The following is a 23041-nucleotide window of genomic DNA, read 5'->3' on the forward strand; positions in this document are numbered from 1 at the left end:
AAAAAAACGTTGCCCATCATAGCTGCCCTTCCCTCGTTCAGGAAGCCGCCTCTGATTGAGTCTTGCTATGGCGTTGCATGAGTGGGGATATAGCCAACTCATGGCGTCACGGCAGTCACAAACACGATGCCTGTTCGCAACGCCGCATTGCGAACGTGTTCCTGCATGGTTTTCTGCGCTGCCGCACTGCTGCGCCGGGCCAAGGCGCGCAGGATTTTGCGATGCTCCTGCCAGGTCTCCATGGCTCGCTCCGGCCGGATGAACGGTAGTTTCTGGCTCTCCAGAAACACCTCGGCGCTGGCACTGAGAATACTCACCATGGCCTGGTTGCCGCTGGCCAACAGGATGCGCTGGTGAAATTCAAAGTCCAGCCGGGCGGCGGCTTCGAAGTCACCCGCTTTGAGGACCTTGCGCATCGCCTCGACATTGTCTTCCAGGCTGTCGAGCTCGTTCGTGGTCAATGTGACTGCCGCCAAACCCGCAGCGAACCCTTCAAGCGCGTAACGCAGCTGGAAGATGTCCAGCGGTGTGGCCTGCGCCGCAAACGGCCAGGCGAGCTCGGATGGCGGGTCCGGCGCCAGCACGAACACGCCCTTGCCCGGCTGTACACTGACCACACCCAATGCGCTCAAGGACGATAAGGCCTCGCGCAACGACGCCCGGCTCACGCCCAACCGCATCGCCAAATCGCGTTGCGAAGGCAATGCCTCGCCCGGCCCAAAGCCTTGCTCCTTGATCAGTTTGCGGATGGCTTGCAAGGCCGCTTCCGGTACGGCTTGGGCAATGGAATTCATAAAAAACTCAAGGTTCCCGTCAGCTGAAGAGCTAGTTGTAAAGCTATTGAAGTCTGTCGGCAAGCCACGCCCCAAAGGGGCCCGTGCGTTTTTTACGGCGCTCGAAAAGGGTGCGAAAAATCTCGCAACTGTTCAGACCAGTAAGACCATGACACTTCAACGAATCCGTGCCTTACAGACCATTCCGAGAGAGCTGGCATGGGCTGTGCACTGAGCAAACTCAGAAAATTCCTTCGCCTTTTTCGGAGAGTTGCCATGACCAAGCGCTACAGCGCCCTGCTCACTGCCCTGTTTGCCAGCCTGATGCTGAGCCAGGCACCTGCCCAGGCTAATGGTCTGGACGATATCGTCGCCCGTGGCACCCTCAAGGTCGCCGTGCCCCAGGACTTCCCGCCGTTTGGTTCGGTCGGCCCCAACATGCAGCCACGTGGCCTGGACATCGACACCGCCAAGCTGCTGGCCGACCAGCTCAAGGTCAAGCTGGAACTGACCCCGGTCAACAGCACCAACCGCATTCCGTTCCTTACCACCGGCAAGGTGGACCTGGTGATCTCCAGCCTGGGCAAAAACCCCGAGCGCGAAAAGGTCATTGATTTCTCCAAGGCTTACGCGCCTTTCTACCTCGCGGTGTTCGGTCCACCCGAGGCGGCAATCAGCACCACCGACGACCTCAAGGGCAAGACTATCAGCGTGACCCGCGGCGCCATCGAGGATATCGAGCTGACCGCCGTGGCGCCCAAGGAAGCCACGATCAAGCGCTTTGAGGACAACAATTCAACCATCGCCGCTTACCTGGCCGGCCAGGTCGACCTGATCGCCAGCGGCAACGTGGTCATGGTCGCAATCAGCGAACGCAACCCCAAACGCGTCCCCGCGCTGAAGGTGAAGCTCAAGGATTCGCCGGTGTACGTAGGCGTGAACAAGAACGAGCCGGCGCTGCTGGAGAAGGTCAACCAGATCCTGGTTGCGGCCAAGGCGGACGGCAGCCTGGAAAAAAACGCGCTGCAGTGGCTCAAAGAACCGCTGCCTGCTGACCTCTGAAGCGGAGTTGAACGATGGCCTATCAATTCGACTTTGTGCCGGTGCTGGCCAATACCGACCTGCTGCTGCGCGGCGCGTTGTTTACCCTTGAACTGACGGCCATCGGCGCCCTCCTTGGGGTTGCACTGGGCACCGTCGGTGCAGTGGTGCGGGCCTGGAAGATCCAGCCGTTTGCATGGATCTTTGGTGTGTATGTCGAATTGATCCGCAACACGCCGTTTCTGGTGCAGTTGTTCTTTATTTTCTTCGGCCTGCCGTCCCTGGGGTTGAAAATCACCGAGTGGCAAGCCGCTGTGCTGGCAATGGTGATCAACCTGGGGGCGTACTCCACCGAGATCATCCGCGCCGGGATCCAGGCCATCCCGCGCGGGCAATTGGAAGCCGCCGCCGCGCTGGCGATGACGCGCTTCGAAGCGTTCCGTCACGTGGTACTGCTACCGGCGCTGGGCAAGGTGTGGCCGGCCCTGAGCAGCCAGATCATCATTGTGATGCTCGGTTCGGCGGTGTGTTCGCAGATCGCCACCGAAGAATTGAGCTTTGCCGCCAACTTTATCCAGTCGCGTAATTTCCGTGCCTTTGAAACCTATGCCCTGACCACCCTGGTGTACCTGTGCATGGCGCTGATGATTCGCCAACTGCTCAACTGGATCGGCCGGCGGTTTGTGATGAGGAACAGTCGATGAGTGAGTTCACCCTCTGGGACATCGTGCGCAACCTGCTCACTGGCCTGCAGTGGACCCTGCTGCTGTCACTGGTAGCATTTGTGGGCGGTGGCCTGATCGGCCTGCTGGTGATGACGATGCGCATCAGCCGCAAAGCTTTCCCACGCAATATTGCCCGCACCTATATCGAACTGTTCCAGGGCACGCCCTTGCTGATGCAGTTGTTCCTGGTGTTTTTCGGCGTTGCCCTGCTTGGCGTGGACATATCGCCCTGGCTGGCAGCTGCAATCGCATTGACCCTGTTCACCAGCGCTTACCTGGCCGAAATCTGGCGCGGTTGCGTGGACTCCATCGCCCATGGCCAATGGGAAGCCTCGGCCAGTCTGGCCCTGAACCCTTTTGAGCAACTGCGTTTTGTGATCCTGCCCCAAGCGCTGCGCATTGCCGTCGCGCCAACGGTGGGTTTCTCGGTGCAGGTGGTCAAAGGCACCGCCGTGACCTCGATCATCGGCTTCACCGAACTGACCAAGACCGGCGGCATGCTCGCCAACGCCACCTTCGAGCCGTTTATGGTCTACGGCTTGGTGGCCCTCGGTTATTTCCTGCTCTGCTACCCCTTGTCCCTCAGTGCGCGCTACCTGGAAAGGAGACTGCATGCCTCTGCTTAGAATTTCCGCCCTGCATAAGTATTACGGCGATCATCACGTCCTCAAGGGCATCGACCTGACGGTGGAAGAAGGCCAGGTTGTGGCGATCATCGGCCGCAGCGGCTCGGGCAAGTCCACCTTGCTGCGTACCCTCAATGGCCTGGAGTCGATCAATGACGGTGTGATCGAAGTCGATGGCGAATACCTTGATGCCGCCCGCGCCGACCTGCGCAGCCTGAGGCAGAAAGTCGGCATGGTGTTCCAGCAGTTCAACCTGTTCCCGCACCTGAGCGTCGGCGAAAACGTGATGCTGGCACCGCAAGTGGTGCAAAAAGTGCCCAAGGCCAAAGCGGTACAGTTGGCCAGGCAAATGCTCGAACGCGTTGGGCTGGGCGAGAAGTTCGACGCCTTCCCCGATCGGCTGTCCGGTGGTCAGCAGCAACGGGTCGCCATTGCCCGCGCGCTGGCCATGTCACCCAAGGTGCTGTTGTGCGATGAGATTACCTCGGCCCTGGACCCGGAGTTGGTCAATGAGGTGCTCAGCGTGGTGCGTCAACTGGCCCAGGACGGCATGACGCTGATCATGGTCACCCATGAAATGCGCTTTGCCCGGGAAGTTGGCGACAAAGTGGTGTTCATGCACCAAGGCAAAGTGCATGAAACCGGCGACCCGAAGGTGTTGTTTGCCAACCCTGGTACCGTAGAGCTCGCCAACTTCATTGGCTCGGTTGAACAGCCGGGCTGACCAGTTCAAAAATGCCCCGTGCCTCCAGGTGCGTCTCCCTGCGCACCGACAAGGCATCGAAGGGCAATTGGGTATCGATATCGACCTGGGCGGTGAGTCGCCGCCCTACCACCGGCATCCCTGCTGCTCGAGCCACCAAAACCTGGCCGGGCAACAACTGGCCTCCGTCCGCCTCACCTGGCACGTGGGCGGCCGACCACCCGACGGTACGCCCATCTACCTGGGCATGCTTGATACTCAGCCGCAAATGCCCCTCGCGACCGAACCGAAATCCCTGCCCATCGGCTGCCGCGCCAACAAAACGCAACGCCATGGCCGCAGGCTCGGCGCAGAGTACATTGACACTCAACGAGCGGGTTGCCAGTACCACGGAAGTGGTTTCAACCAGGCCATCCCTGCGTATCTGGCCATAGTCGATACGCGGCTGGCCCAGCGACAGGTGGCAGTTTTCAGCCATCGCATCAAGCGGCGCCAGCAGTGTGCAAAACAGCGCCAAGGGCGGGCTCAGGGCCTTTTTAATCACCTCGGCATACCGCCGACGCGGCTTCATAAAATTTGTCATTGTCAGGCTTGGCCTCAGAGTCAATGTGCAGTAGGCAAGTGGAAGAGTCCGGCAATGAAACCCGCAAGCTTTGCGACTCCGTAACGTCGTTGAGGAAAATCATGCCCTCACCTACTACGCTGGTGAGAAAGCGGTTGCCCTTGCCCAATACCGAGGCGCCCTGAGGTAACGGTCGGCCGTGCTGATCGCTCGCAGTCACCAGCATTCGGCGTACTTTCACTACGTCAAAATCCACGGTATTGAACGAACCTCGGCCCGCCGTAAGCACTTGGGTGCCGTTTTTCAGGTCCACTCGTTTGGGCAAGGATTGAGTCTGCACTTCGACTCGGCTGTTGGTGTAGGCCGGCAAGCCCGCGATCACCGCTTGGCCTTTGAAGTCGGTCCAGACAGGGCCTTGCGGCGTCTGGATTTTTGCGGAGCCGATATCGCCGACCGAGACGATGCCGAACGTGTCTTGCACGCTATAAGGCGACAAGGTCACCCCGCCTTCATGCGCCACTGCACCGCCCCGCAACTGCCCGGTATAGCTGGTGCCCAGGGAATCGCGGCTGACGCCCAGGCCCACTTGGGTATAGCGCGGCAACAGGTCCACCCGCCCGCGCACTGACTGCTCCCGGGCCCGCATGTCACGCTCGATGCCGACTTCGTAATTCACATACTCGTTGACCCTTTCGCTGAGCGCGGTACCCGCAATGAAGTGGTCCCCACGGCGGCTCGTGAAGCTGCTCACACGCCGATCCCCGCCCAGCGGCACGCTGACCTGCAACCGCAAGGACAAGTCGTGATCCAAGGCACTGTCACGCCGGCTGCCATCCAGTGGGGCGTCTCGGCGGGCCCGCGTACCGCCCACTTGCGAGTCCGCGATAAATGCGACATCGACGCGACCGAACGACTTATTCCAGGAGGCGAATACGTGCTCGCTCGTCTGCCCGCCAAATTGAGCACTGCGAGTGTAGTTCAGCGAAAATATGCCCAGTGTGGGGTCGGCCCAGCTCATGCCCGCGGTGTATTGGTTCTTGAAGTGCGAGTTCAGCTCATCGCCCCTGAGCGACCGACCTGCCTCAGTGACCTCGCGATAACCGCGCGTCTGGGTGGTTGCACTTAAGTTGACATCTAGATCGGCAACCAGTGGGCTACTCACGGAGACGCTGCTGCGTGACCCGGACACCGCGTTGTGGCTGTCTCGGGACAGGTTATGTCGTGCGCTCACAGAGACCCGCTGGAAAAATACACTGCTCAGAGTGCCACCTGCGGCCCAATAGTCATCGGTACTCAACAACCCAAAACCCGCAGACGCATCGCGCCCCAGCCCCCAGGTGCCACTGCCCATGGCGACCACCGGTGATGGCCCCTCTTCACCTGCAGTTTTGCGCAGCTGGCCAATCGAAAAGTAATAGCCCGGCGCCGATGGGGCAGCACCCGCGAACGAAGCCGCCAGCACGACAAAACTGCGCCTGGCGCCACGCACGTCAATCACACTGACATCAAGGTCACTGGTGCCATTGAGCAGCGGTACCCCAGTCAACCGAAACGGCCCTTCGGGCACCAATGTACTGTGGATCAACACCCCGGACTGGCGCACTTCAACTCGCGACTGGCTTTGGGCCAAGCCTTCGACCACCGCATTATTGCCGCCCGCCGGGGCCCTGGACTGCCCATCAGGGGAGAACTGCAAGCCGGACAGCTGGATCCCGCCAAACAGCGGGTTATTACTGGAGAGCTGGCCCACCTGGAAGGTCGACTGCAACGCGGCGATATCCCGTTGGGCATAGGCATGCAGGTGCTCGGTACGGGTATGGCCGTTGTCGGACACATAGAACTGGCGACTGCGAACAATCCAGTCATCCAGGTTGAAGCCCGCTTCGGTATAGGCCGACACGAACCGGGTCGGGCCGCTACGCGAGTGGCTGTCATAACCCAGTACGTCATAGTTGAACAACGCGGCCGCGCCGCCCCGGGAAGAACGCCCGCTCTCCCATTCGGGTTCACGCAAAGCCTGGGTCGGCACCACCAGCGCCACTTCGTCAGTACCGGGGCGCAAGCGCACCATGGTCGCCGGGAACGCACCGAGGAAGTCATGACACGCCTGGTCGGGTGTGGCGCCTTCTCGAATGATCTCCCGAGGCTTTACCAACCCCGCCTTCTCCAGCAACCCGGGAGTGAAACACAGCCCTCCCTGCGAATCGAACCGAGCATCAACCAGCCCAAGGGGGTTGCCATTGACGCGCAATCCCACCATTTGAATACCTTCACGAAAGCGCGCCGCACTGCGAAAGTAATCGGAGACCTGGGGGTCTATGCCGTGGGTCGTCAGCGCAGCCAGGTCAAATCCCTCACCAAGCTCCAGCGCAGCCGTCATGCCAGGCAAACCCCATAGCGCCGTGAGCCCAATGAACAATCTGGATTTGCAGGGCCGGAACGGGCCAGCAATACCGCGCGCCGAAGAAACGATCATGAACCGATCAACGCGCATCTGTGTTGACCGGTGCACGGTAGCTATCTACCGAAAATCCATAGACCGTGGCGGGTTGAATCTCAACCTGCGCCACATCGCTCAAAGCACCGTCAACCTTCAACGCCAATGCCTCACCCGGCAAGACATAGGTGCGCGGCAGTGTGGCTTGAACGCCTTGTGGAAGCAGCTGCACATGCGTCGCCAGGCGTACGACGTAAGCGCTGTCGTTGTGGACGGTGAGTCGCTCTGCGACCCGTTCCCACCTCAGCAGCTCCCACGGCGTTTGGTGGCGTGGCAAGTCTTTGGGATGCAGGATCAACGGCAGATTCTGCCGAAGAGTGATACCGATGGTCGCACCGTCCGCGGCACGCGCCTGGGGAATGCCCTCAAAAGATACGCGCTTGAGCCGTTGGGTCTTGAGCGGCTGCTTCAACGTGCTGATGAAACGCACCAGTTGCGTATCCCCCGCTTCCACACGGGTAATGGGAGGCGTGACAATCAGTAGCGGCTCCAGATCTTCAGGCACGTTTTCAATAACAGAATGAAGCAACGCCGGCCCTGCATCGGTGTTCTTGATATTGATCGAGGCTTCGCCAACTTCTTCGTAAAGCACGACCACAGTTGTTTCCGGCAACATCCCGTCCGCCGTAGCAACCACACTGAAAAACACACTCCATAGCCACGTAAGACTTATTAAAAAAACACGCACTCAATATTCCCCACAACTTATGAAGTTGACGTTTGGCCATCCAACGCCCAAAGAAAAACAGCCAACAAGAAAGGGTTGGCTTTCTTGATCGGCTGCTTTCGGTTGTTTAGATGTAACTCAATACAAGCGTGGCGCGCCCATCTATGGAGATGTCGCGGCTCAGGTCCAAGTCCTGGGCCTTGTTGATCACTGCTTTCACCGCCACCGTGGCGGTCAGCTGGCTAATAGCGGCAGGGGTGACGGTCACGCTATTACGCCAGGAGTACTGGCTGGGCGATTGGGCAACCCTGCCGTCGCTGTTCTGCCAGGCACCGAGCCCGGTGCGCATGATCGGAAACAACGTTGTTCCGGTAGAGCGGAGGTCCCTGAGGGTGACCGAATAGCCACCAGTGCGCCGGGACGCTGCCATCCCCAGACCGAAATTCTGCGCTTCGGAAAAGCCCGCCCCCAAGATGCCTGCCACCTTGCTCCCCGCTTGCAGATCGGTAAAGGTGAGCCCGAACCTGGCAGGCGTAGTGCCGCAGTTGATAACCAGAGACGTGGTCCTCTCTTCACGGGGGTTGAATGCCGTGCGAGACAATTCGCCGGAGCGAATAGTGCCGTAGTCGATGATGCCACTGCCCGCCAGGCTGAGGTTGCACGCCGCAGGCGTGATCGTCCCCCTGACGACTAACTGGGCGCTCGTGTTTGCCTGAACCTGCAGGGTCGCAGCCAGACATGCGATGCCGAAAGTCAATCCAATAATTTTTTTCATGTTCGTCCTGTCACTTGAAGTTAGCAGGCGCTCTTTATTTTGGTTTTGGCGACTCCTTCGCCCAACAGCTTATTGTCCCTGATACAAAAACTATAAATAAATAACACCCCGGCAGAATTGCCGAGTGACAGTCTGGCGCGTAGATGCCCGGATAAAAAATCAGACAGCACGGTATTTATTGTAGGCTCCAGCCAGCATAAAAATTACTTTAACCTATCGACCTTGTAGTCTTGAGCAAGATATAGAACAGCATATAGTCCCACTCACTGCAGGAGAAATTATCTAAACACTTACAACTGCATCCGGTTAAAACGTCTTACATCGTCGGAAAGTTTGTTTGCTGGAAACTTGCGAACCAGCCCTGAACTTTCCAAAATTTTCCTACAGACCACATCGGGAAAATTACCGAAGCACAACGCGTTGGCTCCAGCGGTCGATCGTGGCACGATGGCAAGGTTATCGACCGAGATCCCCAAACCATGCCGCAATCCCAAGCCAAGAATCTGTCCTTGATCGCCGCCATCGACCTGGGCTCCAACAGCTTTCACATGGTCGTGGCCAAGGCCCAGAACGGTGAGATCCGCATCCTTGAGCGGCTCGGCGAAAAAGTGCAACTGGCCGCCGGGATCGACGACGAGCGCAAGCTCAATGAAGAATCCATGCAGCGCGGGCTCGACTGCCTCAAGCGATTTGCGCAATTGATCAATGGCATGCCGCCTGGCGCCGTACGCATCGTCGGCACCAACGCGTTGCGCGAAGCCCGAAACCGCAATGAGTTTATCCATCGTGCCGAGGAAATCCTCGGGCACCCGGTGGAAGTTATCTCTGGCCGTGAAGAGGCGCGCCTGATCTACCTCGGCGTTTCCCACACACTGGCCGACACGCCCGGCAAACGCCTGGTGGCGGACATTGGTGGCGGCAGTACCGAGTTCATCATCGGCCAGCGTTTCGAGCCACTGCTGCGTGAAAGTCTGCAGATGGGATGCGTGAGTTTCACTCAACGTTACTTCAAGGACGGCAAGATCACGCCGGCGCGCTATGCCCAGGCTTACACGGCGGCGCGGCTGGAGATCATGAGCATTGAACATGCCCTGCACCGCCTGACCTGGGATGAAGCCATCGGCTCGTCCGGCACCATCCGCGCCATCGGCCTGGCCTTGAAGGCTGGCGGCCATGGCACTGGCGAGGTGAATGCCGAAGGTCTGGCGTGGCTCAAGCGCAAGCTGTTCAAGCTGGGGGATGCGGAGAAAATCGACTTCGACGGCATCAAACCTGATCGACGCGCCATTTTCCCTGCGGGCCTGGCGATTCTCGAAGCCATCTTCGACGCCCTCGAACTGCAACGCATGGACCACTGTGACGGCGCCCTGCGCGAAGGCGTGCTCTATGACCTGCTGGGCCGTCATCACCATGAAGACGTGCGCGAGCGCACCCTCAGCTCGCTGATGGAGCGCTACCACGTCGATCTGGAACAAGCCGCCCGTGTGGAGCGCAAAGCCTTGCACGCTTTCGACCAGGTGGCCGCCGATTGGGACCTGGAAGACGGCGTCTGGCGCGAGCTGCTGGGCTGGGCCGCCAAGGTGCATGAAGTGGGCCTGGACATCGCCCACTACCATTACCACAAGCACGGCGCCTACCTGATCGAGCACTCGGACCTGGCTGGGTTCTCCCGCGAAGACCAACAGATGCTCGCGCTGCTGGTGCGCGGCCATCGCCGCAATATTCCCAAGGACAAATTTGCCGAATTCGGCAAAGACGGCATCAAGCTGATTCGCCTGTGCGCGCTGTTGCGCTTTGCAATCCTGTTCCACCACATTCGTGGCACCCAGGAAATGCCCCAGGTAAAACTGCGCGCTGCTGATGACAGCCTGGAAGTGATCTTCCCCAAGGGCTGGCTGGATGAAAACCAGCTGACCCAGGCGGACTTCGCCCAGGAAGCGGAATGGCTGACGCGGGTGGGGTTCAGCCTGAACCTGCGCTAAAGCACACTGCAAAACAAATGTGGGAGGGAGCAAGCCCCCTCCCACATTTTTTAGACCTTGCTGGTGCTGGGTTTTAGTTCACCGCAAGAATCGGGCTACCCAACTTCTCCAGCAACGTCGCCTGCGCGCTGCGCGGGTTCTGGTTGCCGGTCGGGGTGTTGCGTACATAACGCCCGTCCGACTGCAGGCTCCAGCTGTGGGTGTTGTCGGTAAGGTAGCTTTCCAGCTCCTTCTTGACCCGCATGATCAGCTTCTTGCCTTCCACCGGGAAGCAGGTCTCCACACGCTTATCGAGGTTGCGTTCCATCCAGTCGGCGCTGGAGAGGAACATCTGCTCTTCACCACCGTTGAGGAAGTAGAACACACGGGTGTGCTCCAGGAAGCGGCCGATGATCGAGCGCACGTGGATGTTATGCGACACGCCGACAATACCCGGGCGCAGGCAGCACATGCCACGCACCACCAAATCAATGCGCACGCCCGACTGGCTGGCCTTGTACAGCGCGCGGATGATCTTCGGATCGGTCAGCGAGTTGAACTTGGCGATGATGTGCGCCGGTTTGCCGTCGAGGGCAAACTGGGTCTCGCGGGCAATCATGTCGAGCATGCCCTTCTTGAGCGTGAATGGCGCGTGCAGCAGTTTCTTCATGCGCAGGGTCTTGCCCATGCCGATCAACTGGCTGAACAACTTACCGACGTCTTCGCACAGCGCGTCGTCGGACGTCAGCAAGCTGTAGTCGGTGTAGAGCTTGGCGTTGCCGGCGTGATAGTTGCCGGTACCCAAGTGGGCGTAGCGCACGATCTCACCGGCTTCACGGCGCAGGATCAGCATCATCTTGGCGTGGGTCTTGAAGCCGACCACGCCGTAGATCACCACCGCACCGGCCGCTTGCAGACGGCTGGCCAGTTGCAGGTTGGACTCTTCGTCGAAACGCGCACGCAACTCGATCACCGCGGTGACTTCCTTGCCGTTACGCGCAGCATCCACCAACGCATCGACGATTTCCGAGTTGGCGCCACTGCGGTAGAGGGTCTGGCGCACGGCCAGAACATGCGGGTCCTTGGCGGCCTGGCGCAGCAGGTCGACCACTGGGGTGAACGACTCGAAGGGGTGCAGCAATAGAATGTCCTGCTTGCTCACAACACTGAAGATGTTCTCGCTGTTTTGCAGCAGTTTCGGGATCTGTGGCGTGAACGGCTTGTATTGCAGCTCCGGATGGCTGTCCAGGCCGGTAATGCTGAACAGGCGCGTCAGGTTCACCGGGCCGTTGACCTGATACAACTCGGATTCGGCGAGGTTGAACTGCTTGAGCAGGTAGTCCGACAGGTGTTTAGGGCAGGTATCCGCCACTTCCAGACGCACCGCATCGCCATAACGCCGCGAGAACAGCTCGCCACGCAGGGCGCGAGCCAAGTCTTCGACGTCTTCGGAATCCAGTGCCAGGTCGGCGTTACGGGTCAGGCGGAACTGGTAGCAGCCCTTGACCTTCATGCCCTGGAACAGGTCATCGGCGTGAGCATGGATCATCGACGACAGGAATACATAGTTGTCGCCAGCGCCCCCTACCTCTTCCGGTACCTTGATGATGCGTGGCAACAGACGCGGGGCCGGGATAATCGCCAGACCCGAATCGCGACCGAAGGCATCGATACCTTCAAGCTCGACGATGAAGTTGAGGCTCTTGTTCACCAGCAGTGGGAACGGGTGCGTAGGGTCCAGGCCGATGGGGGTAATGATCGGCGAAATCTCGTCCCGGAAGTAACGGCGCACCCAGGTCTTGATCTTGGCGGTCCAGTGACGACGACGAATGAAGCGGACCTGATGCTTTTCCAGTTCCGGCAGCAGGATGTCGTTGAGGATTGCGTACTGGCGGTCCACATGACCATGTACCAGCTCACTGATGCGCGCCAACGCCTGGTGCGGTTGCAGGCCGTCGGCCCCGGCTTGTTCACGGGCGAAGGTGATCTGCTTCTTGAGGCCGGCAACGCGAATCTCGAAGAACTCATCCAGGTTGCTGGAGAAGATCAGCAGGAATTTCAGCCGCTCCAGCAACGGGTAGGACTCATCCAGCGCCTGCTCCAGCACGCGGATGTTGAATTGCAGTTGTGACAACTCGCGATGGATGTACAGGCTGCTGTCATCCAGGTTGGTGACCACGGCCACCGGTGCCGGCGCAGGTGCTTCGGCAACCACCGCTGGCGGGGCAGGCTCCAGCTCCGGCGGGGTCTGGGAAACTTGTTCAACCACCGGGTGAGCGTCTTTTACGGCAACTTCGGAGAGTCCTTCGGTATTCATCGAGTGTTCCTGTGAGGGCTATTGTTGCTCTCTAAGCAATTGGGCAGCGCGGGCGGCGAAGTAGGTCAGAATGCCATCAGCGCCGGCACGTTTAAAGGCAGTCAGGGATTCGAGGATCACCCCTTCACTCAACCAACCATTCTGGATCGCCGCCATGTGCATGGCGTATTCACCGCTGACCTGATAGACAAAGGTCGGCACTTTGAATTCCTCTTTGACCCGATAAAGGATGTCCAGGTACGGCATCCCGGGCTTGACCATCACCATATCGGCGCCTTCGGCCAGGTCGGCCGCCACTTCGTGCAGCGCTTCCTGGCTATTGGCCGGGTCCATCTGGTACGAAGCCTTGTTGGCCTTGCCCAGGTTCAGCGCCGACCCCACCGCATCGCGAAAGGGGCCGTAATAGGCGCTGGCGTATTTGGCCGAGTAGGCCATGATTCGTACATTGACGTGACCGGCCAGCTCAAGGGCTTCGCGAATCGCCTGGATACGGCCGTCCATCATGTCCGACGGCGCAACCACCTGGGCGCCCGCCGCTGCGTGCGACAAAGCCTGCTTGACCAGTGCATCGACGGTGCTGTCGTTCTGAACATAACCCTCTTCGTCAAGAATGCCATCCTGGCCGTGCGTGGTGAACGGGTCCAACGCCACGTCAGTGATCACCCCAAGCTCCGGGAAGCGCTCGCGCAGGGCACGGGTGGCGCGCTGCGCGATCCCTTGCGGGTTCCAGGCTTCGGCGGCGTCCAGAGACTTGAGCTGCGGTGGGGTCACCGGAAACAGCGCCAGTGCCGGGATCCCCAGTTCGACCCAACCGGCCGCCTCGATCAGCAACTGATCAATGGTCAAACGCTCCACACCCGGCATCGAGGCGACTGCTTCCCGACGATTTTCACCGTCGAGCACAAAGACCGGCAGGATGAGATCGTTCGTCGTCAGTACATTTTCACGTACCAGGCGGCGAGAAAAATCATCACGACGATTGCGACGCAGACGAGTGGCGGGGGACAGGCGATTGGCAGGGGTAAAGCTCACGACAGACTCCTGAGCCCGCGTTTACGGGCGAGCGTTGCAGTTATAAGCGGCCATTATGACGAAGGAATGACAGTTGTGCTTATCGATGCGACCTGTAGTCGCATTCGTCATTTATGTAGGAATTGTTCACTTCGTGACACATCTCGATACTTTCATGAATCTTCGTGAAGGCGTAGGCTGCGCGTTCATTTCGCCAGCACCCCAGACCATGCTTCAACAATTTCTGCATGACTTCGGCTACTTTGCCCTCTTTCTCGGCACATTTTTCGAAGGCGAGACCATCCTCGTACTCGCAGGCTTCCTGGCGTTTCGTGGCTACATGGATATCAACCTGGTGGTGGTCGTTGCCTTTTTTGGCAGCTATGCCGGCGACCAGCTTTGGTACTACATGGGGCGCAAGCACGGCCGCAAGCTGCTGGCACGCAAGCCGCGCTGGCAGTTGATGGGCGACAAGGCACTGGAGCATATCCGCAAGCACCCGGATATCTGGGTACTGAGCTTTCGCTTCGTCTACGGGTTGCGCACGGTGATGCCCGTGGCGATCGGCCTGTCCGGTTACCCGCCGATGCGCTACCTGATCCTCAACGGTATTGGTGCGGCGATCTGGGCCGCTGCACTGGGGGCTGCGGCCTATCATTTCGGTGCGGTGCTGGAAGGTATGCTCGGCAGCGTCAAGAAGTACGAGCTATGGGTACTGGGCGCCTTGCTGGTGCTGGGTTTTGGCCTGTGGCTGCGACGTCGCTTCAAGAATGCTCGCATCGCCCGCCAAGCGTGTGCCGAGGCCAAGGCGCGACAGGCTGTCGAGCAAGCCTCGGTCGAAACGCCTAAGACGCCAACCGAGTAAAACGGCCTCTGCAACAGTAGAGACCAATCACGCTGAGCAGGCTGTAGCTCGCCAGGCCCAGCCAGGCGAGAGGGCTGGCAGGCCACAAGCCGACCAGCGGCGCCAGCCATACCAACGGCAGGTTCAGCGCCAGGCGCGCCAGCTCGGCCTTCAATGCCCATGGGCGATTCTCCAGTGCCACCCCCAACGTAAACAGGCCCAGGGCCATCGCGCCCCAGCCGAGCACCAACGCCGCCGTAGGCAGGCCCTCACCGAAATTCATCAGATAACTGCCAAAGCCCACATAAGCAGCAAATTGCAAGGCGATGTAGACCTGCTGCCGCGCATCCAAAGGCACTTCGAACTTGCGAAACTGGCTCAGGTCCGGCTTGGCTATCGGGTATTTGGCTTTGACGTCCGCCGGGCGCCAGCCGGTGCGCATGAACCAGATGCGCAACTTGTCCCACCAGCTCTCGGTGCGCCGGGCGTCACTCCATAACTGCGCATAAAACTGCAGGTTGGCCCACAGCGGGTTCCAACTGGCCAGGGGTGTGGTTACCCCAAAGATCACCGGCTCGTTGTCGTCTTCCTCTTGAAAAGTACCGAACAGCCGGTCCCAAATAATGAACACCCCGCCGTAGTTACGATCCATGTAGAGAGCATTCTGTGCGTGGTGGGCCCGATGATTGGACGGCGTCACGAAGAACCACTCAAACCAGCCCAGCTTGGGAACGTGGCGGGTATGGACCCAGAATTGATACAACAGGTTGAGCGAAGCCACGCTGATAAACACCACCAGCGGCACGCCGACCACAGCCAGAGGCAGGTAGAAGATCCAGCTCAGCAGAAAACCGGTGCTGGTCTGGCGCAAGGCGGTGGTGAGGTTGTAGTCCTCGCTCTGGTGATGCACCGAATGCGCGGCCCACAGGATATTGCGCTCATGGCCCATGCGATGCAGCCAGTAATAACAGAAGTCATAGAACACAAAGGCGAACACCCAGGTCCAGGCACTCTGGGCCGACAACTCGATGAGCGCCAGGTGCTTGAGGGCGAACGCGTAGGTCAACAGGCCCACGCCCTTGGTCAGCAAACCGGTCGTGGTGGACAGCACACCGGTGCTGAGGCTGTTGATGGCGTCCGCTACTCGGTAGTTGCGTGCACCGCGCCAACGGTCGGCCAGCAGCTCCACAACGATCAGGGCGATAAAAAACGGTACTGCGTAAGGCACAAAGTCCATGGGCTAGTCCGGTCTATTTTTGTTACATCAAGATTAGGTGCAGCGACGTGAGATCCCATTGGCAACAGGTTACAAATTAGTAGACATTTAACGCCATGAATCAGGAGAAATGCCCATGAGCAAAAAGATTGCAGTGATCCTTTCCGGCTGTGGCGTATACGACGGCGCAGAGATTCACGAGAGCGTGATCACGTTGCTGCGCCTGGACCAGCGCGGCGCTCAAGTGGAATGCTTTGCACCCGATATTGCGCAATTGCACGTGATCAACCATCTCACCGGCGAAGAAATGCCCGAGTCGCGCAATGTGCTGGTGGAGTCTGCGCGTATCGCCCGGGGCGCAGTGAAGGATATTGGCCAAGCCAATGCCGCCGACTTCGACGCCCTGATCGTGCCGGGCGGGTTTGGCGCAGCGAAGAACCTGTCGAACTTCGCCGTGGAGGGCGCCGGCTGCAGCGTCAACCCGCAGGTGCTGGAACTGGCTGAAGCGTTTGCCGAAGCAGGCAAGCCGGTGGGGTTGATCTGCATCTCTCCGGCCCTGGCCGCGAAGATCTACGGCCCTGGCGTGACCTGCACCATCGGTAACGATGCCGACACAGCGGCTGCCCTGGACAAGATGGGCGCCACGCACCACGAATGCACGGTGGAAGATATCGTCGAGGACAAGGCGCGCAAGCTGGTCAGTACGCCGGCGTATATGCTCGGCAAGAACATCAGTGAAGTGGCGTCAGGGATCAACAAGTTGGTGGATCGGGTGCTGGAGTTGACCCACGAGAACGACTGACGGGTAGGCGCCTGTGGCGAGGGAGCTTGCTCCCTCGCCACAGGTCAGGCTGGGCGCATAAGACGTGTAAGGATTCGGTCCAGGGCATTGGCAAACGCCTGCTTATCCTTCTCGCCATGGGGCGGTGGTCCGCCGCCCATCTGACCTTGCTCACGCAGGTCGGTGAACAGGTTGCGCACCGCCAGGCGCTCACTCATGTTCGCAGGGCTGAACTCCTTACCTCGCGGATCGAGGGCCGTGACGCCCTTCTTCACCAGCCGATCGGCCAAGGGCACGTCACTGCAAATCACCAGTTCGCCGGGTACGGCGTGCTCAACCAGGTAATCATCGGCCGCGTCGGGGCCACTGGGCACCACGATCAGCTTCACACAGGAAAAGCTCGGCTTGATCTGGCTCTGCCCGGCCACCAGCACCACCTCGAACTGGCGCTTGAGGGCAAACTTCACTACCTGGTCCTTGGCCGCCCGAGGGCAGGCGTCGGCGTCGATCCATACCCGCATGCTACGCCGCCGCCCGGCGCTTCTCGGTCAGCCGGCTGCGGCCATACAGCACCACAATCGCCAGGATCGCCACAGCCTGCGCGCCCAACGAATACGCATCGGCATGGATGCCCAGCCAGTCGAAGTCAAAAAACGCCACCGGCCGCGTGCCGAAGATGCCCGCCTCCTGCAAGGCCTTGACACCGTGCCCGGCGAACACCACCGACAGTGCGCACAGCAACGCAGCGTTGATGCCGAAGAACAGCGCCAACGGCAACTTCGCCGAGCCACGCAGGATCACCCAGGCCAGGCCCACCAGCAGCACCAGCGCAGTGGCACCACCGGCCAGCACCGCGTTGTGCCCGGCAGGGCCGGCCTGCAGCCACAGGGTTTCGTAGAACAGGATCACTTCGAACAGCTCGCGATAAACCGAGAAGAACGCCAGCACGGCAAAACCGAAACGGCCGCCGCCGCCCACCAGGCTGCTCTTGATGTAATCCTGCCAGGCCGCCGCGTGACGCCGGTCGTGCATCCACACGCCGAGCCATAGCACCATCACGCTGGCGAACAGCGCCGTGCAGCCTTCGAGCAGTTCTCGCTGGGCCCCGCTGACGTCAATCACATACGCCGCCAAGGCCCACGTAGCCAAGCCTGCCAACAGCGCCAGGCCCCAACCGACGTTGACGCTGCGAACCGCCGACTGCTGGCCGGTGTTACGCAGGAAGGCGAGGATCGCCGCCAGCACCAGAATCGCTTCCAGGCCTTCGCGCAACAGGATCAGCAGGCCAGAGATATAGCTCAATGACCAGCTCAGGCCATCGCCGCCCAGCAAGCCGGCGGATTCAGTGAGTTTGCCTTTGGCAACGTCCAGACGCTGCTGCACCTGCTCCATAGGCAAACCATCCTGCAACGATTGCCGATAGGCCATCAGGGCCTTCTCGGTGTCTTTGCGCACATTGGCGTCGACGTTATCCAGGGAGCTTTCCACCAGCTCGAAGCCTTCCAGGTAGGCAGCGACGGACAAATCATAGGCCTGCTCGTGGTCGCCGTTGCGGAAAGCCGCGAGGCTCTTGTCCAGCGTGGCGGCCGTGTAGTCGAGCAACTGCGCGGGACCACGCTGAACCTGTGGCGGCTGTGCACGCTGGGCGCGGAACGTCGCCACAGCGCCAGGGCCGTCAGCGGCGAGCACTTCATTGGGGGTCTGGCGCGCCAGGTCGGCGAGGTTGAACGCCTGCTCGCTTTTGGCGGCAGCCGGGTCGGCGGTGAAACCGGCGATATAGGTCGCCAGGTCCCAGCGCTGGCGATCGTCCAGTTGGTCAGCGAACGACGGCATATCAGTGCCTTCGACACCCAGACCGAGGGTGTTGTAGATCGCATACAGGCTCAAGCGATCCAGGCGCGTGGCGTCACGCAGGTTAGCGGGGGGCGGCGTCATGCCCATGCCAGCCGGACCATCACCGGCGCCGACAGTGCCGTGGCACACCGAACAATGCTGGGCATAAAGCGGCGCGCCGCGTGTCGGGTCCGGCGTGATGGCCGGGGCTTGGCTGACTTCATACGCCACGGCCAGCTTGGCGCCCAACTGACGAGCCTGGCGGGCCACGCTCGCGCCGTCCTGATGGGCGGTGACCGCCGCCAGCAATTCATTAACGCCGCTTATCAACTCAGCGCGCTCGGGTTTGTCGGGCAGATCAGCCACCAAACCCTGCAGCACTCCGAGAAACTCCACCTGCTCGCGGTATTCCGAGTCGTCTACCACCTTGCCTGCCTCTACCGTAGGCGGGTAGTCGGCGCCGATGTAATCCAGCAAATGCAGGGCCTGTGGCGCGCCTTCGGCGGTCGCGGCCAAGAGATTGAAGCTGCACGACATCAGCGCCGGCAACAGCAGCCACGCAAGAAAGCGGAAAGGGGCAGTCATGAATGAATCTCAAGTGGAAATACGAAGTAACACTATTGTTGAGCTTTAATGAATTCGACTCAAGGTGTTATTTCATATCACCCCTAAATCCAATGTGGGGGGGAGCTTGCCCCTTCCACATTTCGATTCGGTTTCGGCAATTACGCCGTAGCGCGATGCAGGCTGGCGAGGAAGCCGGCAGCGCCAACAAACAAGCCGGCGAATGTGCGGTTTACGCGCTTCTGTTGTTTAGGCGTACGCAACAGACGCAAGACTTTCGACGCCAACCCCGTGTAACCCGCCATCACGATCATATCGACGCTGATCATGGTCGCACCGAGGATCAGGTACTGAATCAACAGCGGCGCCTGCGGGTTCACGAATTGCGGCAACACCGCCAGCATGAACACCAAGGCCTTGGGGTTGCTGGCGTTGACCAAAAAGCCGCGGAACATCATCGCCATCGGCTTCCCGATCGGGCGCACGGCGGCGTCATCGGTCATGTCCATGGGCAGGGCGCGCCATTGCTTGATGGCCAGGTACACCAGGTAGGCCACGCCAAACCATTTGATCGCATAGAACGCGGTAGACGACGCCGCCAGAATGGCCCCCAGGCCACCGGCGACCACGGCAATCTGCATCGCCAGGCCCAGTTGCAGGCCAATGGCGTTCCAGTAGCCACGGACAAAACCGTATTGCAGGCCGCTGGACATCGAGGCGATAGCACCGGCGCCAGGAGAAAGGGAGATGATCCAACTGGCCAGGAAAAAGGCCAGCCATGTGTCGAGAGCCATTGCGCACCTCAGAAGGGAGTCAGCGATTGTGCCTTAAGCTAACTCTACCGACCGGAGGCTGGCTATAGCTTTTTACAAGATGTAGACGCTAGCGGTCGCCCGGAAATACATGGGTGCCAGGCCAACGGCGCACCGAGCGCTGAAAGAACAAGCTGTTAGGCACTTGCACCATCGCGCTGCTGGTCCCGGCTTCTTCTACTTCGATCAATGTGGTGTAAAGCAGGTTGATCGCCACGACCCGGCCCTTCACGCCGGGTTTGTCGACGGTGTCCACCAACTCGACAATATCCCCAAGGCGGAACGGCCCGACGGTGAAGATCAGAATTGCGCACAACAGGTTGGACAGCACCGACCACATGGCGAAGAACGCCACTGCCGCTACCGCGACAAACCCTGACAGCGCCGTCCACAACACCGTGGCAGACACCCCCAGGCGCCCCAGCACAAAGATCAGCGCACTGCCCATGATCAGCCAGCGCAAGCCGCCGCGCAGGGGCATCAGCAGTTGCGGCGGGAACGGGTAACGCTCACCCAGGCGCGTCAGGCCCTTGGCGACGAAGCGCTGGGCCAGGTAGCCGGCCAGCAGGATCAGCAGGATTTGCACGCCGATCCATACGGGCTCGACCCATTGCGCCGGTACCGGCAGTTGCAACGCTTCCATCAGGACAGCGCCTCCAGCTCCGCTTGCAAGGTTTCGAGCAGTTCTAGGGCCTCCATCCAGGTTTCCTCCAATTGCCCTTCGCGCACCTTGAGCTTGGCCTGTTCGGCCAGCAGGTCACGCAGCTCCTCCTTGCGCGCCGCCTCGTACACGGAGCTATCACCCAGGCTGGTTTCGATCTTGGCCAGGCGCTCGTGCACCTTGCCCAGCTCGGCTTCCAGCTTGTCGGTCTCACGCTTGTGCGGCGCCAGCTGCTGGCGCAGCGCGGCGGCGGCCTGGCGCTGGGCTTTCTTGTCGGTCTTGTCCGGGTTGACCGGGGTGTTGCTGGCCGGCGCATTGCGCAGGCGGTAATCGGTCAGCCAGCGTGCGTAGTCGTCCAGGTCGCCGTCGAATTCTTCGACCTTGCCGTCGGCCACCAGCAGGAAGTTGTCGGTGGTGCTCTTGAGCAGGTGGCGATCGTGAGACACCACCAGTACCGCACCGCTGAACTCCTGCAGGGCCATGGTCAGTGCCAGGCGCATCTCCAGGTCCAGGTGGTTGGTCGGTTCGTCGAGCAGCAGCAGGTTTGGACGGTCCCAGGCGATCAGGGCCAGGGCCAGTCGGGCTTTTTCGCCCCCGGAGAAATTCAGCACTGGCTCGTCGATACGCGCCCCCCGGAAGTCGAAACCTCCGAGGAAGTCGCGCAGGGTTTGCTCGCGCTCGGTGGGCGCCAGGCGTTGCAGGTGCAACAGCGGGCTGGCCTTGGCGTCGAGCGAATCCAGTTGGTGCTGGGCGAAGTAGCCCACCACCGTGTTCTCGCCACGGGTCAGGCGGCCAGCCAGTGGCTCAAGCTCACCCGACAGGTTCTTGATCAGCGTCGACTTGCCCGCGCCGTTGGGGCCGAGCAAACCAATGCGTGCGCCCGGCGTGAGCTGCAGCTTGACCTTCTCCAGGATGGTCTTGTCGCCGTAGCCCAAGCGAGCGTCCGACAGATCGAGCAGGGGGCTTGAGATCTTCACCGACTCACGGAACACGAAATCGAACGGCGAATCGACGTGGGCCGCCGACAGTTCTTCCATGCGCTCCAGCGCCTTGATGCGGCTCTGGGCCTGACGGGCCTTGGTGGCCTGGGCCTTGAAGCGGGCAATGTAGCTTTCCATGTGCGCACGTTGCGCCTGTTGCTTTTCAAAGGCCTGTTGCTGCTGGGCCAGGCGTTCGGCGCGTGCGCGTTCGAACGCGGTGTAGCCGCCACGGTAGAGGGTGATTTTCTTCTGCTCGACGTGGGCGATGTTGTCGACCACGGCGTCGAGGAAATCCCGGTCGTGGGAAATCAGCAGCAAGGTGCCCTGGTAGCTCTTGAGGAAATCTTCCAGCCACAGGATCGCATCGAGGTCCAGGTGGTTGGTCGGTTCGTCGAGCAGTAACAGGTCGGAGGGGCACATCAGTGCCTGGGCCAGATTCAGGCGCATGCGCCAGCCGCCGGAGAAGTCGGCGACCGGGCGGTCCATCTGTTCGTTGGTAAAGCCAAGGCCAGCGAGCATTTTGCGGGCACGGGCGTCGGCGGTGTAGCCGTCGGCACTGTCCAGCTCGGCGTGCAGGCGGGCCTGGGCGGCACCGTCCTGGGCTTTTTCGGCTTCGGCGAGGTCGTGTTGCACCTGGCGCAGGCGCAGGTCGCCATCGAGCACGTAGTCGATCGCGATGCGGTCCAGGGTGTCGATCTCCTGGCGCATATGGGCGATGCGCCAGTCGGCCGGCAGCAGGCAGTCCCCGGAATCCGGGGTCAGCTCACCGAGCAGCAAGGCGAACAACGTGGATTTGCCGGCGCCATTGGCACCGATCAGGCCGGCTTTGTGACCGGCGTGCAGGGTCAGCTCGGCGTCTTCGAGAAGACGTTGCGGGCCACGCTGTAATGTTAGGCTTTGAAGTCGGATCATAATGGCGGCGGAGTCTACCAGCTTCGTTGGCCGCTGGCTTGGGTGTGAATATGTGCGCTGACCTGTGGAGCTTTGCCCTTTCTACCTACGCTCGCCCGGGTGTAGAGGCCGCTTGCCTGCGTTTGCAGGAACAAGGCGCGGATGTATGCCTGCTGCTGTGTGGTGCCTGGCTGGAGCGGCGCGGTGTGGCACATACACCTGAGCGGGTGCAGGCGCTGCAACAGCTTGCCCGTCCGTGGCGGGTGCAGGTTGTCGAACCGTTGCGATACCTGCGCGTGCAATGGCGAGCCCTGGCGCAGCAGGATACGCAGCTGGCATCGTTGCGCGAGCGGGTCAAAGCCCTGGAGCTGGAGGCTGAACGAACACTGCTGGCGCGCCTGGAAACCTTGGCGCAGGCATGGCCGATCAATGAGGTGGTGGGTCAGTACGAATGGCTTGAAGGCCTGGCGACCGAAGCCGCCAACCTTGACCACGACGCGCTGCAGGCGCTGCGCGTCGCGGCCACCGACGCTTAGGAAGCGCTGGCTGGGGTGGTGCTTGGCGCTACCGGTGCAGGCGTGGTGCTGGCCGATGCGGTTGGAGCGGTGGATGCTGCCGGTGCCGCTGGAGTGGCTGGCTTGGCGACTGCTGGTTTGGCAGCAGCAGGTTTAGCGGCTGGCTTGGCTGCTGGCTTCGCGGCTGCAGGTTTGGCGGCTGGCTTGGCTGCTGGTTTGACGGCTGCAGGTTTGGCGGCTGGCTTGGCTGCTGGTTTCGCGGCTGCAGTTTTAGCGGCTGGCTTGG

Annotated in this window: 22 protein-coding genes; 8 read left to right on the top strand and 14 right to left on the bottom strand. The window is 60.6% G+C overall.

Going from position 1 to position 23041, the window contains the following annotated elements; all coding sequences use genetic code 11:
• Positions 1-98: 98 nt before the first annotated feature.
• Complete coding sequence (locus E4P00_RS03835; RefSeq protein WP_032878811.1) at positions 99-794, bottom strand: FCD domain-containing protein; 696 nt, start codon at positions 792-794, stop codon at positions 99-101.
• Positions 795-1049: 255 nt separating this feature from the next.
• Between E4P00_RS03835 and E4P00_RS03840 the strand changes: the two genes are divergently transcribed.
• Genes E4P00_RS03840 through E4P00_RS03855 form a run of 4 tightly spaced genes read left to right on the top strand, consistent with a single transcriptional unit; the run spans position 1050 to position 3889 of the window.
• Positions 1050-1835, top strand: coding sequence for a transporter substrate-binding domain-containing protein (locus E4P00_RS03840; protein WP_032878810.1), 786 nt, complete (start codon positions 1050-1052; stop codon positions 1833-1835).
• Positions 1836-1849: 14 nt separating this feature from the next.
• Positions 1850-2518: an amino acid ABC transporter permease gene (locus E4P00_RS03845; RefSeq protein ID WP_005792409.1), complete on the top strand. Its 669-nt coding sequence runs from the start codon at positions 1850-1852 to the stop codon at positions 2516-2518.
• Entirely contained in the window at positions 2515-3165 is a 651-nt protein-coding gene (locus tag E4P00_RS03850; RefSeq protein WP_032878807.1) for an amino acid ABC transporter permease, read from the top strand. The genes E4P00_RS03845 and E4P00_RS03850 overlap by 4 nt, the downstream gene beginning before the upstream one ends.
• Positions 3152-3889, top strand: coding sequence for an amino acid ABC transporter ATP-binding protein (locus E4P00_RS03855; RefSeq protein ID WP_032878805.1), 738 nt, complete (start codon positions 3152-3154; stop codon positions 3887-3889). Before E4P00_RS03850 ends, E4P00_RS03855 begins: the two co-directional genes overlap by 14 nt.
• Here the strand turns inward: E4P00_RS03855 and E4P00_RS03860 are convergent.
• The 4 genes from E4P00_RS03860 to E4P00_RS03875 all read right to left on the bottom strand — a co-directional run bounded on the left by E4P00_RS03860 (position 3861) and on the right by E4P00_RS03875 (position 8369).
• Complete coding sequence (locus tag E4P00_RS03860) at positions 3861-4439, bottom strand: hypothetical protein (protein WP_228309110.1); 579 nt, start codon at positions 4437-4439, stop codon at positions 3861-3863. The genes E4P00_RS03855 and E4P00_RS03860 overlap by 29 nt on opposite strands.
• The gene (locus E4P00_RS03865) at positions 4405-6810 is read right to left on the bottom strand and encodes a fimbria/pilus outer membrane usher protein (protein WP_248130662.1); all 2406 of its coding nucleotides are present in this window, start codon (positions 6808-6810) and stop codon (positions 4405-4407) included. Before E4P00_RS03865 ends, E4P00_RS03860 begins: the two co-directional genes overlap by 35 nt.
• A 103-nt stretch (positions 6811-6913) precedes the next feature.
• Positions 6914-7600, bottom strand: a complete 687-nt coding sequence (locus tag E4P00_RS03870; RefSeq protein ID WP_348984603.1) for a fimbria/pilus chaperone family protein — start codon at positions 7598-7600, stop codon at positions 6914-6916.
• A gap of 121 nt (positions 7601-7721) precedes the next feature.
• A complete protein-coding gene (locus E4P00_RS03875) occupies positions 7722-8369 on the bottom strand; it encodes a DUF1120 domain-containing protein (RefSeq protein ID WP_078822608.1) in 648 nt (215 codons plus the stop codon).
• Positions 8370-8848: 479 nt separating this feature from the next.
• Here E4P00_RS03875 and ppx point away from each other — a divergent pair, with 479 nt between their 5' ends.
• Positions 8849-10351, top strand: a complete 1503-nt coding sequence (gene ppx / locus E4P00_RS03880) for an exopolyphosphatase (protein WP_005792416.1) — start codon at positions 8849-8851, stop codon at positions 10349-10351.
• Between the two features lie 73 nt (positions 10352-10424).
• Here ppx and ppk1 read toward each other — a convergent pair whose 3' ends face one another.
• Positions 10425-12647 carry a polyphosphate kinase 1 gene (ppk1, locus tag E4P00_RS03885; RefSeq protein ID WP_005792418.1) on the bottom strand — a complete coding sequence of 741 codons (2223 nt, stop codon included), beginning with the start codon at positions 12645-12647 and terminating at the stop codon, positions 10425-10427.
• A gap of 18 nt (positions 12648-12665) precedes the next feature.
• Complete coding sequence (gene hemB / locus E4P00_RS03890) at positions 12666-13679, bottom strand: porphobilinogen synthase (RefSeq protein ID WP_248130664.1); 1014 nt, start codon at positions 13677-13679, stop codon at positions 12666-12668.
• Between the two features lie 208 nt (positions 13680-13887).
• On the opposite strand from hemB, the gene E4P00_RS03895 reads away from it, so the two are divergent.
• The gene (locus tag E4P00_RS03895) at positions 13888-14523 is read left to right on the top strand and encodes a DedA family protein (protein WP_032881179.1); all 636 of its coding nucleotides are present in this window, start codon (positions 13888-13890) and stop codon (positions 14521-14523) included.
• On the opposite strand, the gene E4P00_RS03900 is transcribed toward E4P00_RS03895, so the two are convergent.
• Complete coding sequence (locus E4P00_RS03900; RefSeq protein WP_032878799.1) at positions 14504-15739, bottom strand: sterol desaturase family protein; 1236 nt, start codon at positions 15737-15739, stop codon at positions 14504-14506. The genes E4P00_RS03895 and E4P00_RS03900 overlap by 20 nt on opposite strands.
• 115 nt (positions 15740-15854) lie before the next feature.
• Between E4P00_RS03900 and elbB the strand changes: the two genes are divergently transcribed.
• On the top strand, positions 15855-16520 hold the full coding sequence (elbB, locus tag E4P00_RS03905) for an isoprenoid biosynthesis glyoxalase ElbB (protein WP_005792422.1): 666 nt from the start codon (positions 15855-15857) through the stop codon (positions 16518-16520).
• Between the two features lie 44 nt (positions 16521-16564).
• Here the strand turns inward: elbB and E4P00_RS03910 are convergent, their stop codons facing one another.
• The 5 genes from E4P00_RS03910 to E4P00_RS03930 form a co-directional block, all read right to left on the bottom strand.
• Positions 16565-17020: a YaiI/YqxD family protein gene (locus E4P00_RS03910; RefSeq protein WP_078822610.1), complete on the bottom strand. Its 456-nt coding sequence runs from the start codon at positions 17018-17020 to the stop codon at positions 16565-16567.
• 1 nt (position 17021) lies between these two features.
• Positions 17022-18917, bottom strand: a complete 1896-nt coding sequence (locus E4P00_RS03915) for an FTR1 family protein (RefSeq protein WP_248130665.1) — start codon at positions 18915-18917, stop codon at positions 17022-17024.
• A 140-nt stretch (positions 18918-19057) separates the two neighbouring features.
• Positions 19058-19690 (bottom strand): LysE family transporter, encoded by a 633-nt coding sequence (locus E4P00_RS03920; RefSeq protein ID WP_005792425.1) that lies wholly within the window; start codon positions 19688-19690, stop codon positions 19058-19060.
• A gap of 88 nt (positions 19691-19778) precedes the next feature.
• Positions 19779-20351 carry a mechanosensitive ion channel family protein gene (locus tag E4P00_RS03925; protein ID WP_005792426.1) on the bottom strand — a complete coding sequence of 191 codons (573 nt, stop codon included), beginning with the start codon at positions 20349-20351 and terminating at the stop codon, positions 19779-19781.
• Positions 20351-22261, bottom strand: coding sequence for an ATP-binding cassette domain-containing protein (locus E4P00_RS03930; RefSeq protein WP_248130666.1), 1911 nt, complete (start codon positions 22259-22261; stop codon positions 20351-20353). The genes E4P00_RS03925 and E4P00_RS03930 overlap by 1 nt, the downstream gene beginning before the upstream one ends.
• A 50-nt stretch (positions 22262-22311) precedes the next feature.
• Here E4P00_RS03930 and E4P00_RS03935 point away from each other — a divergent pair, with 50 nt between their 5' ends.
• Complete coding sequence (locus tag E4P00_RS03935) at positions 22312-22776, top strand: TIGR02444 family protein (RefSeq protein WP_032878795.1); 465 nt, start codon at positions 22312-22314, stop codon at positions 22774-22776.
• Here E4P00_RS03935 and E4P00_RS03940 read toward each other — a convergent pair.
• On the bottom strand, positions 22773-23041 hold a 269-nt coding region (locus E4P00_RS03940; protein ID WP_248130667.1), incomplete at its 5' end, for a hypothetical protein. The genes E4P00_RS03935 and E4P00_RS03940 overlap by 4 nt on opposite strands.

It is taken from the genome of Pseudomonas sp. B329 (assembly GCF_023127835.1).
GTDB lineage: Bacteria > Pseudomonadota > Gammaproteobacteria > Pseudomonadales > Pseudomonadaceae > Aquipseudomonas > Aquipseudomonas synxantha_A.